The organism is Pseudomonas baetica, assembly GCF_051216495.1.
GTDB classification, from domain to species: domain Bacteria; phylum Pseudomonadota; class Gammaproteobacteria; order Pseudomonadales; family Pseudomonadaceae; genus Aquipseudomonas; species Aquipseudomonas baetica_B.
In genome coordinates this window covers 46,469-62,968 of the sequence record NZ_JBPKAM010000007.1, presented here as the reverse complement: position 1 = coordinate 62,968, position 16,500 = coordinate 46,469, and the positions used below count along the sequence as shown (strand labels likewise).

The following is a 16,500-nucleotide window of genomic DNA, read 5'->3' as shown; positions in this document are numbered from 1 at the left end:
AACCGTTGATCAACGAATGAAAAGGTGACTTGACGCACAAAATTACTGACATCATATTTTATAGATGTTGTTGGTAATTTATAAACGCATCGACCTTACCTACAGGAGTCACTCCATGCACTACAAAGTTTTCGGCCGTAAAACCGGTCTGCGGGTTTCCGAATTGGCATTGGGTGCCGGCAACTTCGGCACCGGCTGGGGCCACGGTGCCGAACGTGACGAAGCCAAACGTATCTTCGACGGTTACCTGGAGGCCGGCGGCAACTTCATCGACACCGCCAACGGCTATCAGGGCGGCCAATCGGAAGCGATGCTCAGCGAGTTCATCGCCGCGGAACGGGATCAGTTGGTCATCGCCAGCAAATACACCCTGGGCACGACACCGGCCGCTGGCATTTCCCACACCGGCAACAACCGCAAGAACATGGTTCGCGCCGTGGAAGAGAGCCTGAAACGACTGAAAACCGACCACCTCGATCTGTTCTGGGCGCACATGAGCGACGGCGTGACGCCGATGGAAGAGATCCTGCGGGGTTTCGACGACCTGGTACGAGCCGGCAAGATCCATTACGCCGGGCTGTCGAATTTCCCGGCTTGGCGCATCGCCCGGGCGGACCTGTTGGCCGAGGTGCGCGGCTTTGCGCCGATTGCCGCGATTCAGGTCGAGTACAGCCTGGCCGAGCGCACCGCGGAGCGCGAGCAATTGCCCATGGCTGAAGCACTGGGCCTGGCTGCGACCCTGTGGTCACCGCTGGGTGGCGGTTTCCTCACTGGAAAATATCGCACCAGCGATGGCGACAACCGTGCCAGTAAACTCGGCATGCTGGTTCACGCCGAGAAAAGCGCCCGTGAAACCGCCCTCCTCGACACCTTGCTGGCCGTTGCCGAGGAACTGTCCACCACGGCGACCCACGTGGCCATCGCCTGGCTGCGCGAACAGGCCAAGCGCTCGGCCACGACGTTGATTCCGATTCTCGGCTCGCGAACCCGTGAACAGTTGGATGCAACGTTGGGAGCACTGAACGTGCACTTGAATGACGAGCAACTGGCGCGACTTGATAGCGTCAGCGAGATGGCAAAAGGCGTGCCGCACGAATCGATTTCCGGCTCCTTTGCACGGTTCAGCGGGGGCGTGACCCTCGACCTGCCAAAAATCCCGGTGGCCTGACGCAGTTACCCCTGTGGGGGGGGGGGGGGGGGGGGGGGGGGGGGGGGGGGGGGGGGGGGGGGGGGGGGGAGAAAAAGATTTCGCAGAAGAGTCATCTCCCCCCCCCCCCCCCCCCCCCCCCCCCCCCCCCCCCCCCCCCCCCCCCCCCCCCCCCCCCCCCCCCCCCCCCCCCCCCCCCCCCTCTCCCACATTGATCGGTGTGTTACTTGTCGACCTTATGTTTGGCCGCGTACAAACACAGCATCTCCATCGCCAGCGTCGCCGCCGCCAGTGAGGTGATGTCCGCGTTGTCATAGGCCGGCGCCACTTCTACCACATCCATACCCACCAGATTGATCCCGCGCAATCCGCCGAGGATCTCCAGCGCCTGCACCGTGCTTAAGCCACCACACACGGGCGTTCCGGTGCCCGGGGCAAAGGCCGGGTCGAGGCAGTCGATGTCGAACGTCAGGTACACCGGATGGTCACCGACCCGCGCCCGGATGGCCTCGACGATCGCATCGACCCCGCGCCGATGCACCTGGCGCGCATCCAGCACCTCAAAGCCCTGATGATCATCGTTGGTGGTGCGCAAACCGATCTGCACGGAACGCGACGGATCGACCAGCCCTTCCTTGGCGGCGTGCCAGAACATGGTGCCGTGGTCGATGCGCTTGCCCTCTTCGTCCGGCCAGGTGTCGCTGTGGGCGTCGAAGTGGATCAGCGACAACGGGCCATGCTTACGGGCGTGGGCCTTGAGCAGCGGGTAGGTGATGAAGTGATCGCCGCCGAAGGTCAGCATCGCGCTGCCCGCATTGAGAATGTGCTCGGCGTGAGCCTCGATGCATTCAGGAGTCGACTGCGGGGAGCCGTAATCGAAGTCGCAATCACCGAAGTCCACGACCGCCAGATGATCGAACGGGTCAAACGTCCATGGCCAATGGCGCTCCCAGGCGATCCCGGTGGATGCCGCGCGAATCCCCCGTGGCCCGAAGCGCGCGCCGGGGCGGTTGCTGGTGGCGGTGTCGAACGGCACACCGCTGACCGCGACGTCGACGCCGCGCAAGTCACGGCTGTAGCGACGACGCATGAAACTGGTGATGCCGGCGTAGGTGCTTTCGGCGGCGGTGCCATACAGACTGTCGCGGGTCATCGCCTGATCGTTTTGCATCGGGACGTCCATCTCGGTTTCCTTATTGTTGGCGGCTACGGAACGTGGTCCACACGCGAGTGCGCTGGCGCATGTCCTTGAGGCTCATGCTGCGGTCGGCATACAACCGCTCACGCACCTCCAGGGGCGGATAAATGTCCGGATCGGTGCGCACCGCTTCATCCACCAGTGGCGTCGCGGCCTGGTTGGCGGTGGCAAAGAACAAGGTGTTGGTCAACGCGGCAACGGATTCGGGACGCAACATGAACTCGATGAACCGACGCGCGGCCTCGGGGTGTGGCGCATCCTTGGGGATCGCCAGGTTGTCTTGCCAGACGAGGGTGCCCTCCTTCGGAATTCGATAAGCGATTTCATAGGGCTTGTTGGCCTTGCGCGCCTGATCGGCGGCCATGCTCGCATCGCCGTTGTACGCCAAGGCCAGGCAGACGCTGCCGTTGGCCAGATCGTTGATCTGCCGTCCGCTGGCGACGTACAGCACCGAAGGCTGCAGCTTGTGGAGCAGGGATTGGGCGGCGTCGAGATCTTCTTTATGGGTGCTGTAGGGATCCTTGCCCAAATAGTGCAACGCCAGACCGATCACTTCCTGGGGCGAGTCGATGATCGCAATGCCGCAGTCCTTGAGCTGGCTGGCGTATTCAGGTTTGAACAATAGATCCAGACTGTTGAGCGGCACGTTCGGCAGGCGCTTGCGCACCGCTTCGACGTTCATCCCAAGCCCCAGGGTGCCCCAGGTATAGGGCACGCCATATTGATTGCCGGGATCGACAGCGGCGAGTTTCTCCAGCAGGTCCGGATCAAGGTTGGCGTAACCCTTCAGGCCCTCGTGGGGAATGGCTTTCAATGCCCCTGCCGCCAGGCCGCGCGCCAGGACGCTGGACGACGGCACCACCACGTCATAGCCACTGCCACCCGTGAGCAACTTGGTTTCCAGCACTTCCGGCGCATCGAAGGTGTCGTAGCGCACATGAATGCCGGTTTCCTGCTCGAAACGCTGCAAGGTTTCGGGGGCGACGTAGTCGGCCCAACTGTAAAGATTGACGACGTTGTCCTCGGCCTGGGCCGCGGCGGCCATGGCAAGGAACAGCGCGGGGAAACACATCTTGAATAGGGAATTCATGACGAACACCTGACCGGAAGAAGTGGTGGCAGGATGCGGCGTCGGATACATTGGTAAAATATAAAGATTATTAACCTGACTTTATCCAGGAGTAATGTTTGATGCTCGGGCAACTCCACGATCTGGACCTGCAACTGTTACGCCTGTTTGTCAGCGTGGTGGAATGCGGCGGTTTCAGTGCGGCCCAGGGCGAGCTGGGTCTGAGCCAGTCAAGCATCAGCCAGCAAATGGCCAAGCTGGAAACCCGGCTCGGCTACCGGTTGTGCAGCCGTGGCAAGGCTGGATTCAAGATCACGCCCAAGGGCGAGCAATTGCTCGTCGCCACTCGCGGGCTGTTCGAGTCCATCGAGGCATTCCGCCATCAATCCAACGGCGTGGCCGGGCGCCTGATCGGCGAAGTGCGCCTGGGCTTGTCCGAAGCGCTGGATCAATCGGTGCTGCAACGGGTGGCCCAGGCAATCCGGCGCTTTCGTGAGCGCGACGAATCAGTGCGCATCGAATTGATAAGCGCCATGCCCGGCGAGATGGAACGTTTGCTGCTGCAACAGCGGCTGGACCTGGCCATCGGCTATTTTTCGCAGATACAAAGCGCCTTTGATTACCGTGAATTATTCATTGAAACCCAGCATTTGTACTGCGCCGCCGGCCATCCGCTGTTCAACGATGACGCGCCGGATGAGCAGGCATTGCTGGCCTGTGATCGTGTCGACCACCCCTACCGGTTCCTGCGCAGCGATGAGCCTTTTCAAGGCAATCTGTGTTCGGCGCGCTCGGAACAGGTCGAAGGCACCCTCGCCTTCATACTGTCAGGCAAACATATCGGCTACCTGCCCGATCACTTTGCCCGTAGCTGGGAAGACAAAGGCCTGCTGCGGGCCGTGCGCCGCGAGGGCATGAGCTTTGACGTGTCGTTTCACCTGGCTCGCCATCGGGCACAGGTGCCGGGGGATGCACAGAAAGCCTTTGAAGAGGATTTGCTGGCGGCGTTTGCCTGATCTCAAAGACAACAATCATCCCTGTGGGAGCGGGCTTGCCCGCGATGAGGCCTTCAAATCCAACATAGATGTCGCCTGAACCACCGATATCGCGGGCAAGCCCGCTCCCACAAGGATAGTGTGTGCTCCGAGAGGCTCATCGCTCGCCACAATATGGTCTTTCTGGCATCCTGCGCCTCCATTTTCTGACCCGGCCCGCCTTCTGGCCCGCACATCACCATGACCGTCTCTGAAAAACCCCCTGCCCTACACCACAATGATCTGATCTACGGCCTCAACGACCGCCCGCATCTGACAGCCACCGTGTTCGCCGCCCTGCAGCACGTGCTTGCCAGTTTTGTCGGCATCATTACCCCGACGCTGATCATGGGCAGCGCCCTGGGCCTGCAAAGCGAGATCCCATACCTGATCAGCATGGCGCTGTTCGTCTCGGGCCTGGGCACCTTCGTGCAGGCGCGGCGTTTCGGCCCGGTCGGTTCCGGCCTGCTGTGCCTTCAAGGCACCAGTTTCTCGTTCATCAGCGTGATCCTCAGTGCCGGTTTCATGGTTAAGGCCCGGGGTGGCGGCACCGATGAAATCCTCTCGACGATCTTCGGCGTGTGCTTCTTCGCCGCGTTCATCGAAGTGGTGTTGAGCCAGTTCATTGGCAAACTGCGGATGCTGATCACCCCGGTGGTGACCGGCACCATCATCACGCTCATGGGCCTGTCGCTGATCAAGGTGGCCATGACCGACATTGCCGGCGGCTTTGGTGCCCCGGACCTCGGTGCGGCCAGCCACCTGGGCCTGGCGGCGCTGGTGCTCGGAACCATCGTGGTGTTGAACCGGGTGGACGTGCCATTCCTGCGCTTGGGGGCGATTGTCATCGGTTTGACCCTGGGCTATGCCGCCGCCTGGCTGCTGGGCCACGTGGATTTCGGCAGCCTGCCTGACGTGCCATTGGTTAGCGTACCCGTACCGTTCAAATACGGATTCTCCTTCGACTGGGTGGCGTTCGTGCCGGTGGCGGTAATCTTCCTGGTGTCGCCGCTGGAAGCGGCCGGTGACCTGACCGCCAACTCGATGATTTCCCGGCAGCCGGTCAAAGGCCCGGTCTACATCCGCCGAATCAAATCCGGGTTACTGGCCGACGGCCTCAATTCGGCCATGGCAGCTGTATTCAACAGCATGCCAATGGTGACGTTCGCGCAAAACAACGGCGTGATTCAGTTGACCGGCGTGGCCAGTCGTTACGTGGCATTCTTCATCGCCGGCCTGCTGGTGCTGCTGGGGCTGTTCCCGATGATCGGCGCGGTGCTGCAATTGATGCCCAAACCGGTGCTCGGTGGCGCTGAGCTGGTGATGTTCGGCACCGTGGCCGTCGCCGGGATCAAGATCCTCGCCGAAGCGGGCCTGCATCGGCGCAACATGCTGATCGTGGCGATATCCATCGGCATGGGCCTGGGCGTGGCGGCGGTACCGGAAGTCTTGCGTGAGTTGCCAAAGGCACTGCACAACATCTTCGAATCGCCGATCACCGTCGGCGCACTGTGCGCTATCGTTCTAAATATCTTCCTGCCAGAAGAATTCATTGAACTGGAAGAAGACGATTTCGATCCGGAGGCCTCGATCCTGCAGGTCATGGAAAACCCGGAAGTCCCGTCCAAGGGCTGAGCCTGGCGATAATCTGTAGGAGCGAGCCTGCTCGCGATGAACCCGAGCGCGATGCGGGGTGTCAGGTTCCCCGCGTGTTCGTTGACGACCATCGCGAGCAGGCTCGCTCCTACAGGGGTTATGCGGTGAATTTCACGCCGGGTTTGGCACGTTCATCCACGCTCAACTCGAACACATCCGGTCGCGCGTAATGCCCGACCACATCGTAGTCATAGCGGGCCCGAACCAGCTCATCGGTGTCGATTTCAGCCGTGAGCAAGCCTGCCTCGCCACGCAACGGTCCGGCCAGGACGTCACCCATGGGCCCGACGATCACACTACCGCCGGCAATCAACGGTCGATCGGCCGGCCAGTTGGCGATTTCCACGCCCAAGGCCTGCGGCGAATCCTGAACCTGACAGGCGCTGACCACGAAGCAGCGCCCCTCGTGGGCGATATGGCGCATGCTGACTTGCCACATGTCCCGCTCGTCCACCGTCGGCGCGCACCACACTTCCACGCCTTTGGCGTACATCGCCGTGCGCAGCAGCGGCATCATGTTTTCCCAGCACACCACCGCGCCAATCCGTCCGACCTGGCTGTCGATCACCGGCAAGGTCGAGCCATCGCCCTTGCCCCAGATCAGACGCTCGGTGCCGGTCGGCATCAATTTGCGGTGTTTTCCCACCAGGCCCGCCTGCGGGTCGAAATACAGCGCGGTGCAGTACAACGTGCTGCCTGCCCGCTCGATGACACCGATCACCAGATTGGCGCCGGTACGCGCCGACAGTCCGGCCAGCGCTTCGGTTTCCGCTCCGGGCACATCGATGGCATTGGCGAAATAGCGGGCAAAAGCCTCGCGCCCCTCCGGTAGCCGATAGCCCAGTTGCGTGCCAAAACCCTCACCTTTCGGGTAACCGCCCAGCAACGCCTCGGGCATCACCACCAGTGCGGCACCGGCTTTGATGATTGCGTTTTCCCAGGACAGAATCTGCTCCAGCGTCTCGGCCTTGCCGCCGGGCAAGGCGCCGATTTGCAGTGCGGCAACAATGGATTTTGGCATTGCGGTAGCTCCGTTGGCATCAGGTGTTGCTCATTCTCAGACACCAAGGGATCATGAAAAAAGCCCCATTCACTGCTGAATGATATGAGCCATATTTATATCGGCAATAATGAAAGACCACCCAGCGTTTGACGTTATCGAGCCAGTCCTGGCGCGGATATGCGCAACGCTGCGAAAAATAGGCGCAAACGCTTACAATCCCGGCTTTTCACCGCATATCAGACAGGCAACAAGGCTATGGCGCTCGACCCTCCCACCCTGCTGGCCATCTCGGTCGCCCTCGCAGCCGCCGCCGCGCTGTACCTGGCGATCGAGTGGCGCAGTATCCGCGAACCCTCGCTGCTGTTCTGGAGCGCCGGCTTCGCCACCATTACCGTGGGTTCGACACTGGCCTTGCTGCGCATGAGCGGACTTTTTTTGATCGGCATCTGGTTCGCCAACGGCTTGCTGGTGGTGGCCCACTGGTGTTTCCTGCTGGGCGTGGCGCGCTTCACCCAAGTGCGTCTGTCTCGTGCCTGGTACCTGATTTTTGTCACCTGGCTGGCACTGCTGTTACTGCCGGACGAGCCGTCGTGGTCGAAGATCATGCTGGTCGCCAACTCGCTGCTGGTCGCCCTGTTGTCGCTCAGGGCCAGTTTCCTGCTGCGCCCCCATGGCAAGTCGTTGAGCGTGGGTGCGGTACAACTGCGCTATGTGCTGCTGGTCCACGGTTTGTTCTACATCGCCAAGGCGCTGACGGCCGTCGTTCCGGGCACCCTGATCGATCTTGCCGCCTTGCGTGGCGAGATCATTCAGATTTCCCTGGTCGAGGGTGTGATGGCGATCATGTTGATCGCGCTCTCGATGACCGGCACCGAGCGCTATCGACGGGAGAAGCAAATTGCACGGCTGGCCGAACGTGATCCCTTGACCGCCCTGTACAACCGTCGTGCCCTCGAACTGCGGGCACCGAACCTGTTGGCCGAGGCGTCCACTGCCCAACCGGGCGCCCTGCTGCTGATCGATATCGACAACTTCAAACTGGTCAACGACCTGTATGGCCATTCGGCCGGTGACCGACTGCTCATGACGCTGAGCGAGATGATTCGATCGGTACTGCCCGAAGGTGCGCTGGCGGCTCGGTTGGGCGGCGACGAATTCGTCATCCTGCTCAGGCAGGCCTCGAGCGAGCGCATCGTGGCGCTCGGCAGCACGCTGCGCGAGCAGTTTCACGACACTGCCGCACAGACCTTCGTCACGCCGCAGGCAGTGACCCTGAGCATCGGCGCCAACCTGTTCGACCAACCGCCTGCCAGCCTGGCGGCACTGCTTGAGCAAGGCGATGCTGCGCTCTACGAGTCCAAGCGTGGCGGACGCAATCGTATCCGCGTGGTCGATCCGACCTTGGCGAAAGCGCCTTTCCCGGCTCAATAATGTGAACCCAATGAACATCGTCGACATCGATCTCAACCTGCTCAAAGTCTTCGAAGCGCTGCACGAGGAATCCAGTGCCAGCCGCGCCGCACTGCGCCTGGGCGTGACGCAGTCAGCGGTCAGTGCGGCGCTTCGGCGCTTGCGCGAGGTGTATGGCGATCAATTGTTCGTACGCACCGGACGTGGCCTGGCGCCCACGCTCAAGGCCAATCAACTCAAGCCTGTGGTCAGCGATGCGTTGAACAAATGCCGCCAAAGCCTGGCGATGATCGCCCCCGATGCCAGCCATTACGACGGACGCTCGGTGGCCGTGGGCATGTCGGACGATTTCGAGATTGCCCACGGCCGGCGATTGATCGAAGAAGTCGCCCGCAGCGCGCCAAAGCTGCGCCTGATCTTCCGTCAGACCCACAGCCAGATCGTGGCTCAGGCCTTGATGGAGCGCAGCATCGACCTGGCGATTACCGCCGGCGGGTTTGCCGAACGCCTGCTCAGTCGCCAAGTGCTGGGTGAAGGCGGATATGCGTGTCTGGTGGATCCCCGAAGCCTGTCTGCGGGCCAGCACAGCATCGGTCTTGATGAGTTCGTCAGCCGTGAACACATTCTGGTGTCGTCGGGGGGGTTTATCGGCATCACCGACGAGGGATTGGCGGCATTGGGTTTGAGTCGACGGGTTTGCGCCTCAACCACACACTTTGCCGCGCTGCCACATCTGCTCAAGGGCAGTCAGGCGGTGGCGACCATTCCCGCCCATGCGGCCCGCAGCATTGCGGCGATGACGGGCCTGGCGTTACTGCCCTGCCCGCTGGATTTGCCGCGCTATCCGATTGAACTCGGCTGGCGCACCAGCGCTCAGCTCGACCCGGTGGTGTTGAAAGTACGTGAAGCGATTATCGCGAGCTTTGCTTAGCCGCTATTTGTTGGCCGCCATCAAGCGATTGACTTCACTGCGCACCATGTTCGAGAACTCCGGCGGCGACATGCCGTCCAGCTCGGCGCGTACCCACTCGGCCCATTTGCCCTTGCGTTTGCCACGTTCGCCGAACAAACGCGCGGCCTCGCCCTTGGCCTTGCCCAGGTTGTTTTGCCAGAGTTCGAACAGGCGGGATTTTTCGTCTTCGATCTCCGCACGCTCGGCAAGGGATTTTTCGGCCAGATTAAAGCTCATGGGAATTTCCTGCTGCGTAAATAGCCGACATCTTACACTGTAGGACGAATCCTCCTGCTCAGGATTTTCTTCAGGATGGGGCCTGCGCGCAAAATCGCTGCAACTTTTTCAATCGCGGCGCACTCCATTGTTCACTGTCCACTTACCTGCAAGGAGTACGTCAATGGCCCGCAAAACCGCCGCCCAAGCCGCTGAGGAACAAATCAAGGATCAGGCCTTCAGCGAGCTTCAGTCCCTGATAGAAGAGTCGGAAAAACTGCTTAAAAGCAGCGCCTCACTGGTGGGTGAGGAAGCGGAAACACTGCGCGGGCAAATCGCCCTGAAACTCCAGCAGGCCCGCGACTCGGTGACCCGCGTTCGCGACCGGACGCTGCCCGCGGTCGAAGCCACCGAAACCTACATCGGCGGTCATCCGTGGCAAACCGTGGCGGTATCGGCCGGTTTTGGCCTGGTGGTCGGGTTGTTGCTGGCAAGGCGTTAAACGCTGCCAGCAATCTGCAATACGATCCCTGTGGGAGCGAGCCTGCTCGCGAAAGCGGTGTGTCAGTCGACATCTATTCTGCCTGACACTCCCTATTCGCGAGCGGGCTCGCTCCCACAGTGGCGAGTGCTTTAATCCTGACCCGCCAACTCCCGCAGGTTCGCCAGTGTCTGTGCATCCAGCGCAATGCCGTTGTCCAGCGATTTGGCACGTTGTTGATGTCGGCGATCACCTGGCAAACGCTTGAGCCCCACACCGTGCATCTGCCGCACCAGCTCCTGGCTGCGCTCGGCAAAGCTTTGCCCGGCGGCTTTGCTCGGGTCGATGACGATCAACAGTTGCCCGGTCCAGGGCGTTTTGGCGCCGGGGTGGTTCTTCCAGTCGAATTCGAACGAAAAATGGCCCCCGGTCAACGCTGCCGCCAACAGTTCGACCATCATCGACAGCGCCGAGCCCTTGTGCCCGCCAAACGGTAACAATGCGCCGCCTTCAAGAATCGCCTTGGGGTCCTGGGTTGGCTGGCCGAGGCCGTCCACGCCCATGCCCGGCGGTAAACGCTCGCCCTTGCGCGCGGCAATCTGCACGTCACCATGGGCAATGGCGCTGGTGGCCAGATCGAAAACAATCGGTTCGCCGTCGGCACGCGGCGCAGCAAACGCAATGGGGTTGGTGCCAAACAATGGGCGATCGGCACCGTGGGGCACCACACAGGTCATGCTGTTGACCACGCTGAGCGCCACCAGTCCTTCATAAGCGAAGGGCTCGACATCCGGCCACAGTGCAGCGAAATGGTGGGAATTGCGGATGGCGAGCACCGCGATGCCTGCACTGCGCGCTTTCTCCACCAGCAAGGCCCGCGCCGCCGCGAGCGCCGGTTGCGCAAAACCGTCGCCGGCATCGACCCGTACAAACCCCGACGCCACATCCTCGACCACCGGAACGGCCTTGCCGTTGACCCAGCCACTCTGCAAGGTCGACACATAACCGGGAATCCGGAATACCCCGTGGCTGTGGGCACCGTCACGTTCGGCGCCGGCACAGTTTTCGGCCAGCACCCGAGCGACATCGGCCGAGGTGCCGTGACGCAGGAATATCTTCTCAAGCAAGGCTGTCAGCTCGGCGAGGGACAGGTTTTGCGAGACAACAGCAGACACATGATCGAGTGGCGCAGACATCTGAAGCTCCAGACTAATTATTGGAGGGGGCAACAGCGTATGTAGACCGCCGATTAACAACGCGTGGCGAGCGACCTGTCAACCCTTCGATGGCGCCTGTTTGCACGAACATTGCGCGACCGTGCATTAACTATCTACCACCTGCGGCCCATCCCCCCTTTTTAGTCTCGACACTCAATCCACTGGCGCCGTATCGCGCCAAGCACGAGACTCGACAATGCCTGCATCCCCCCCTCCACTTTTTTTGCCCGAAGTCCGACATGCACCCGGCCACTGGGCCGAGCTTGGTAAAATCCACGGACTCACGCGCCAGGATTTCGAATGGCTGTGCCACGTGCAATGGGCCACCCATGCGTTGCGCAACCAACAGACCCCACCGATGCTCGCCGAAAGCATCCTGGTTAGCACCGGCAAGCTCCCTGTCCCTCTGGCCGGCTGCTTCGTGTTGAGCGCGACACCGGGTGACAAGGGGCAGATTCTCTACACGCCGTATGCTGGCATCAAAAAATTCCCCAGCCGCACAGCCCTGTCCGAACACATCAAGAACCAGTTGGACAGCGCGGAGGAAGACGATGACCTGCTGGCGTTCATGTCATTGTCTGCGCGCAAGACGCTCGCCGAAGCCACCGATATCACGGTCACGTTCCAGTCCATCGAAGAGGACATATTCCAGAGTCAGCGCAACGTGATCGAAAATAACCTGCGCGACAACGATCAGGCCATGGTCGACGAACTCCTGAAATTACCAACGCTCAACACACTCCTCGATACCGTGCTCGAGGCGTTGCTGCAAACGGATTTCCCAAAGTTGGATCAGCGTCTAACCCTGGTCAATTTCTATACGCAAGCACCTACCGGCCCTACCGAACAGTACAGTTCCGGATCCCGACGCTGGACTCACTCCATGTCCTTGAGTGAGGCGGTGCTTTCCTACTACCGCCACCGGCAATGGCCGGTCGGACAACAAGCCGAATACTCTCATCCGCAACTCCTGCCGACGGAAACCGACCAAAGGCACTGGCAAACAGCGATCAAGCGCGCTGCCGATGGCCTCATCGACCATTTGTCCGCGCAACTGCAACGCTTCTGGAACGAGGCGAGTTCCGATGGGGCCACACGGCGGGCGTTCTTCTCCCGGGCCATCGGCGAAAAGGCGCGTGCGGATCTGTTGCTCAAACGTGAAGCCGAGATCATCACCCCTGAGCAATGCCACGCCCTTCAGGCATTGATCGAGCCTGAGACGAATGTCCCCTCAATACTTACCCTCGAAACAGTGCGTCTCTGGGAATACCCACCCAACTACATTGAGCTCGCTGGCACCTTGATGATCAGTCAGGGCAATTCCTCTGCCTTTCTTTACACGCCAGTCAAAGGATTTGAGGTGCTCAAGGACTATCAAGACCTGAAAGTGACCCTGCAAAAAAAATCCGCGGTGGCCGGTCATGATGACGAGCTTTACGACCTCATGAGCCTGGAAGAACGGCAGCGTTTTATTGGTTTCGATGAACCCCAAGTGTCTGGCGCCGTGATCAGCGGTTCGATCTTCACGGCTCTCTTCGAAGCTATCATTGCCAAACAACTGCAGAACCTGGAATACGCCTTTCAAGTGTTTCGACACAGTGACGGCGTGGTGAATATCCAGGCTTATTTCGACAAGGCGCTGGACATACGTTCCATGATCAGTGCGCAACTGCCGGCACTGGAAACCCAAGAACGCTGGAGCACACGCCCCGTGTTGTCGGGTGAACAACCCTCCATGGTTCTGGGGGATACGGCGGCGGCTTTTGTGAAAACCTTTCACGCTGTCAAATCACCGCTGCGCACGGAGTTTGCGGCACAACCGGTGGACACGCTGGCGAAGCAACGATTTTACCTCGAGGACATGAAACCTCGGTTGGCCCACGCCCTGTCTGTAGGGGTGCGTGGCGAAGCGAGCCTTCGGGAACTGGCTGGAAAACTGCGTAACGCCGATTGGCTCGTCGTTGACACAGTCTTCAATCCGGACCGCCCTGACCGCAGCACCCGTCCTGCGGTCAGGGGGTTTTACCCGGATGCCTTCTCGCTGGTCCTGGACTGTTCCGGTGAGAAGGACATTCAGCCTTTGGCCAACTGTGTCTTGTTGACCACGCGGGGTGGTCTGGATGTACAACATTCCGGGCGCGCAATCCTGTGGACGCCGTCGACCGGACTGGAAGTCTTCGAGACAGTCGACAGTGCCCGACAGCAGTTGAACCTGCGCCTGCTCGATTCCGAAAAGCGCCTGGCGCTGCTGGAGAATCTTTCTCCCGTTCACCGCAAATTTCACCGACGCTACTCGCTCAACTCGCTGCGACTGATCCCGGGCAACGTTTTGCAGCACATCACGCAATCCGCCATTGACCACTTCCTGGAACGCTGCGAGCTGGTACATGCCTGGAAGTTGACCGCCAGCCAACAGGAAAAGGCGCTCAAAACACTGGCGCAATCCGTCATCGACACCAACTTGCGCAGAGCCAGCAGCATTGCCCAAGCGATGGCCCTCCAACAGTCCTTGCCCGCCTGGCTTGGCATGGCGCCCGTCGAGGAGCTACAACTGCATGCCGAACTGCTGGAACAGTTTTATAACAACGTCCCCGACGACAAAGACTACCTGCATGGGATAAAGCCGCTTCAAGACTATGTCCATGAAACGCTGACAACGCTGCTGCGCAGTCGATTTTCCGGGACGGCGCTGAACCCTGACGAAATCGAAATCACCCCCAACCTGTCCCTCGCTGGTTCGGCTCAAACCTTGACCGAGTTTGCCCTGAACCATGTCAATGTGGCCCAGGGCACCGGGTTCAAGGTAGCCTCGAAAACCACCAGACCGTTGCCTGAAAATCTGGATCAAGCCGCGGTCAGACAACTGCTGCTGTCGCTGAACATTCAAGAAAACTACGCAAAACCGGTGAAGGACCGCCTGGTGACCGACAGCACCCAAGCCGTGCCTCGCTGGCAGCGTTTTGTGCGACAAGTGCCGTGGCAACTCCTGCATCACGCCCACGAGTTGAAGCTGCAACAACGGTTGTCCGACGGTGCCTTTGATCTGATTCGACAGGTGCTCGATATGCCCGATGCCGTGGCTCGCGCTACCGTCAGGGGGGGCAACGCCATTGTGCGGCCGCTCCAACTGATCAAAACGACTGGTTCCAGTGCAATCACGGCCCAGGGCTTGTACCTGATCGGCCCGGGGACAGGACAAAAAGGCTCGCAGGTCCTATATGCGCCCTACCACAGTGGCTCGATATTCACCGAGTTCGACAACGACGCCAGCGTTGCCTCGGCATTCAACACACCTGGTTCATTGCAGGATTTACTGCTGCGGCGCCTGCCTGACAATGAGCGCACGAGTTTTGCCAACCTGTTCAAATCCACGGCCAGTCAGGTGAGTGAAATCACTTTCGGGTCCAATATAGTTAGCGGAAATCTGCTGACCCATCTGTTCAATGACAACGCCGCCCTGCTGCCACGGATGCTCGCCAGTCGATCCGAAACCGACGGCTTTGCAGACTGGGAAACGGCCAAGCATTTGTTTAGCAGCGGGATCAGACTGGGTTCAGGCGTTTTGCCCGGAAAACTCGCTTACGGAAAATTTCTGTGGCAAGCCTACGACAAATTCAAGGATTCGGCCGAGGCGCTACAGGATCACCACTGGAAAAAAGCCTTGCGCACCTTCATCGACGGTACGGTGCAAATGATCTCGCTGGGGAAATTGTCGCTGGAGGCCGAAGCCGAAACGCCGATAGCGACACCGTCATCGACACCGGTCACCGCACTCGAATGGTCACAGATAAGGTCGACTTCCCCCCAGCGTACCCGGCTGCAGCATTTTGAAACCTCCTCCGTCCAATTGAAGGACCTGAGAAAAGACAGCTCCAACGGAATGTATCTGGACGCCACTGGCAAAAAACGGTACGCCCCCATTGCAGGCAAGGTGTATCCCGTACAAAAAACCGGTGCGGTATGGCGGATGGTCAAGGGTGAGCAGGAAGGTCCCGTCCTGCTGCCTGCTTCAGACACGCAACTGGTCATTGATCCCGATGCCCACACCGTCCACTTCGGAAAAACCTTGTCGACCATGCACAACCGATTCGCCGCCAGCCATGAAGCCCGCCAGGTATTGAACATTGAAGCGCGAGGCATGGCGGACATTCGGGCCAAGTTCCCGGACAAAGCCAATATGATTGTAAGGGCCGTGGATCTGGCCCGCTATTACGCGTTCAACAGCCTGCATAATCTTTGGGTACGAAAGAACCACCCTTCAGTGACACGATTGGATACCTTTCTTAAAAGATTCTTCGATGTCAGCGCGGTCGACACCGACATTCTGGACAAAATCGGCGAGGTCATCGTGCCCATCTGCAAGGCCTTGGTGGACCCTGACAACGATCTGCTCAATGGTGATCGGCTGGTGGTGGGGTCAAACAAATACCCGGCATCCAATGTGGTCGCCTTCGTCAATGTGCACGATCCAGACAAGCGTGTGCACCTCTCAGAGCATTTTTTCAATCAGGGACTCGAATGGTATGAGTCCTCTATGACCGAACCTTTCGATGTCAAAGCCCACGCCATGGCCGCCGGGCTGATCCACGAAGTGGCTCATCAAGTAAAAAAAGCCGTGGACATTGTTTACGTGGAAGCCAGGCGTCCGTTCAGCGATCTTGTGGAGACGATTACCGGCGAGGGGCAGGCAATGAAACAAACCCAGATCGAGCTTCAGGACGAAGCGCTGTCGTTGCGTACACCGAGGGAAGAATTGTTTGCCAAATGGAACGCCAAGCTGAACGCCTGGCTCAGCTTCGACTCGCTTTCAAGTGCCTATGAAGAGGCCGAAGTGATCAAGGAAATAACCGGAAGCCCAACCATGGAGCTGGCCCGGGATGCCTTCCTGGATGTCAATAATCCCGAACACAGGATCAACATCATACTGCGTAACGCCGACTCGATAGCATTACTGCTCTGCGAGATGGGTCGACAACTGGACCCGATGCCGGTGGCGAACGACTGACAACCGTAACCCTGCGCAGAACCGGCGTTCTGCGCAGCGCCATCCCTGATGTGCAATGAGAGATGGCGATCAAGAAATATGTACCGCACGACCCGTTTCGACCCCCCGTAGT

Annotated in this window: 12 protein-coding genes; 7 read left to right on the top strand and 5 right to left on the bottom strand. The window is 59.9% G+C overall.

From position 1 onward, the window contains the following. The first annotated feature begins 115 nt into the window (after nucleotides 1–115). Nucleotides 116–1,168, top strand: a complete 1,053-nt coding sequence (locus ACSFE6_RS04955; RefSeq protein ID WP_435426543.1) for an aldo/keto reductase — start codon at nucleotides 116–118, stop codon at nucleotides 1,166–1,168. A gap of 202 nt (nucleotides 1,169–1,370) precedes the next feature. Here ACSFE6_RS04955 and speB read toward each other — a convergent pair whose 3' ends face one another. Next, on the bottom strand, nucleotides 1,371–2,330 hold the full coding sequence (speB, locus tag ACSFE6_RS04950) for an agmatinase (RefSeq protein WP_435426542.1): 960 nt from the start codon (nucleotides 2,328–2,330) through the stop codon (nucleotides 1,371–1,373). A gap of 10 nt (nucleotides 2,331–2,340) precedes the next feature. Then, nucleotides 2,341–3,435 (bottom strand): polyamine ABC transporter substrate-binding protein, encoded by a 1,095-nt coding sequence (locus ACSFE6_RS04945; RefSeq protein ID WP_435426541.1) that lies wholly within the window; start codon nucleotides 3,433–3,435, stop codon nucleotides 2,341–2,343. A 101-nt stretch (nucleotides 3,436–3,536) separates the two neighbouring features. On the opposite strand from ACSFE6_RS04945, the gene ACSFE6_RS04940 reads away from it, so the two are divergent. Both ACSFE6_RS04940 and ACSFE6_RS04935 read left to right on the top strand, forming a co-directional pair. Further along, nucleotides 3,537–4,430 carry a LysR family transcriptional regulator gene (locus tag ACSFE6_RS04940; protein WP_435426540.1) on the top strand — a complete coding sequence of 298 codons (894 nt, stop codon included), beginning with the start codon at nucleotides 3,537–3,539 and terminating at the stop codon, nucleotides 4,428–4,430. A 219-nt stretch (nucleotides 4,431–4,649) separates the two neighbouring features. Next, nucleotides 4,650–6,083, top strand: coding sequence for a nucleobase:cation symporter-2 family protein (locus ACSFE6_RS04935; RefSeq protein WP_435426539.1), 1,434 nt, complete (start codon nucleotides 4,650–4,652; stop codon nucleotides 6,081–6,083). A gap of 118 nt (nucleotides 6,084–6,201) precedes the next feature. Here ACSFE6_RS04935 and ACSFE6_RS04930 read toward each other — a convergent pair whose 3' ends face one another. Continuing rightward, nucleotides 6,202–7,125 carry a carbon-nitrogen hydrolase family protein gene (locus ACSFE6_RS04930; protein ID WP_435426538.1) on the bottom strand — a complete coding sequence of 308 codons (924 nt, stop codon included), beginning with the start codon at nucleotides 7,123–7,125 and terminating at the stop codon, nucleotides 6,202–6,204. 237 nt (nucleotides 7,126–7,362) lie between these two features. On the opposite strand from ACSFE6_RS04930, the gene ACSFE6_RS04925 reads away from it, so the two are divergent. Further along, nucleotides 7,363–8,538, top strand: a complete 1,176-nt coding sequence (locus tag ACSFE6_RS04925) for a GGDEF domain-containing protein (RefSeq protein ID WP_435426537.1) — start codon at nucleotides 7,363–7,365, stop codon at nucleotides 8,536–8,538. A gap of 1 nt (nucleotide 8,539) precedes the next feature. Further along, entirely contained in the window at nucleotides 8,540–9,448 is a 909-nt protein-coding gene (locus ACSFE6_RS04920; protein WP_435426536.1) for a LysR family transcriptional regulator, read from the top strand. Between the two features lie 3 nt (nucleotides 9,449–9,451). Here ACSFE6_RS04920 and ACSFE6_RS04915 read toward each other — a convergent pair whose 3' ends face one another. Further along, a complete protein-coding gene (locus ACSFE6_RS04915) occupies nucleotides 9,452–9,706 on the bottom strand; it encodes a hypothetical protein (protein WP_435426535.1) in 255 nt (84 codons plus the stop codon). Between the two features lie 163 nt (nucleotides 9,707–9,869). Between ACSFE6_RS04915 and ACSFE6_RS04910 the strand changes: the two genes are divergently transcribed. Further along, the gene (locus tag ACSFE6_RS04910; RefSeq protein WP_435426534.1) at nucleotides 9,870–10,187 is read left to right on the top strand and encodes a DUF883 family protein; all 318 of its coding nucleotides are present in this window, start codon (nucleotides 9,870–9,872) and stop codon (nucleotides 10,185–10,187) included. Nucleotides 10,188–10,318: 131 nt separating this feature from the next. On the opposite strand, the gene ACSFE6_RS04905 is transcribed toward ACSFE6_RS04910, so the two are convergent. Continuing rightward, nucleotides 10,319–11,362: an Ldh family oxidoreductase gene (locus ACSFE6_RS04905; RefSeq protein ID WP_435426533.1), complete on the bottom strand. Its 1,044-nt coding sequence runs from the start codon at nucleotides 11,360–11,362 to the stop codon at nucleotides 10,319–10,321. Nucleotides 11,363–11,741: 379 nt separating this feature from the next. On the opposite strand from ACSFE6_RS04905, the gene ACSFE6_RS04900 reads away from it, so the two are divergent. After that, entirely contained in the window at nucleotides 11,742–16,388 is a 4,647-nt protein-coding gene (locus ACSFE6_RS04900; RefSeq protein ID WP_435426532.1) for a dermonecrotic toxin domain-containing protein, read from the top strand. Nucleotides 16,389–16,500 lie beyond the last annotated feature (112 nt).

Excerpts from the sequence above, each read along its gene's own strand:
- ACSFE6_RS04955 (WP_435426543.1), top strand. The coding sequence starts at position 116 with ATGCACTACAAAGTTTTCGGCCGTAAAACCGGTCTGCGGGTTTCCGAA.
- speB (WP_435426542.1), bottom strand. The coding sequence starts at position 2,330 with ATGGACGTCCCGATGCAAAACGATCAGGCGATGACCCGCGACAGTCTG.
- ACSFE6_RS04945 (WP_435426541.1), bottom strand. The coding sequence starts at position 3,435 with ATGAATTCCCTATTCAAGATGTGTTTCCCCGCGCTGTTCCTTGCCATG.
- ACSFE6_RS04940 (WP_435426540.1), top strand. The coding sequence starts at position 3,537 with ATGCTCGGGCAACTCCACGATCTGGACCTGCAACTGTTACGCCTGTTT.
- ACSFE6_RS04935 (WP_435426539.1), top strand. The coding sequence starts at position 4,650 with ATGACCGTCTCTGAAAAACCCCCTGCCCTACACCACAATGATCTGATC.
- ACSFE6_RS04930 (WP_435426538.1), bottom strand. The coding sequence starts at position 7,125 with ATGCCAAAATCCATTGTTGCCGCACTGCAAATCGGCGCCTTGCCCGGC.
- ACSFE6_RS04925 (WP_435426537.1), top strand. The coding sequence starts at position 7,363 with ATGGCGCTCGACCCTCCCACCCTGCTGGCCATCTCGGTCGCCCTCGCA.
- ACSFE6_RS04915 (WP_435426535.1), bottom strand. The coding sequence starts at position 9,706 with ATGAGCTTTAATCTGGCCGAAAAATCCCTTGCCGAGCGTGCGGAGATC.
- ACSFE6_RS04910 (WP_435426534.1), top strand. The coding sequence starts at position 9,870 with ATGGCCCGCAAAACCGCCGCCCAAGCCGCTGAGGAACAAATCAAGGAT.
- ACSFE6_RS04905 (WP_435426533.1), bottom strand. The coding sequence starts at position 11,362 with ATGTCTGCGCCACTCGATCATGTGTCTGCTGTTGTCTCGCAAAACCTG.
- ACSFE6_RS04900 (WP_435426532.1), top strand. The coding sequence starts at position 11,742 with ATGCTCGCCGAAAGCATCCTGGTTAGCACCGGCAAGCTCCCTGTCCCT.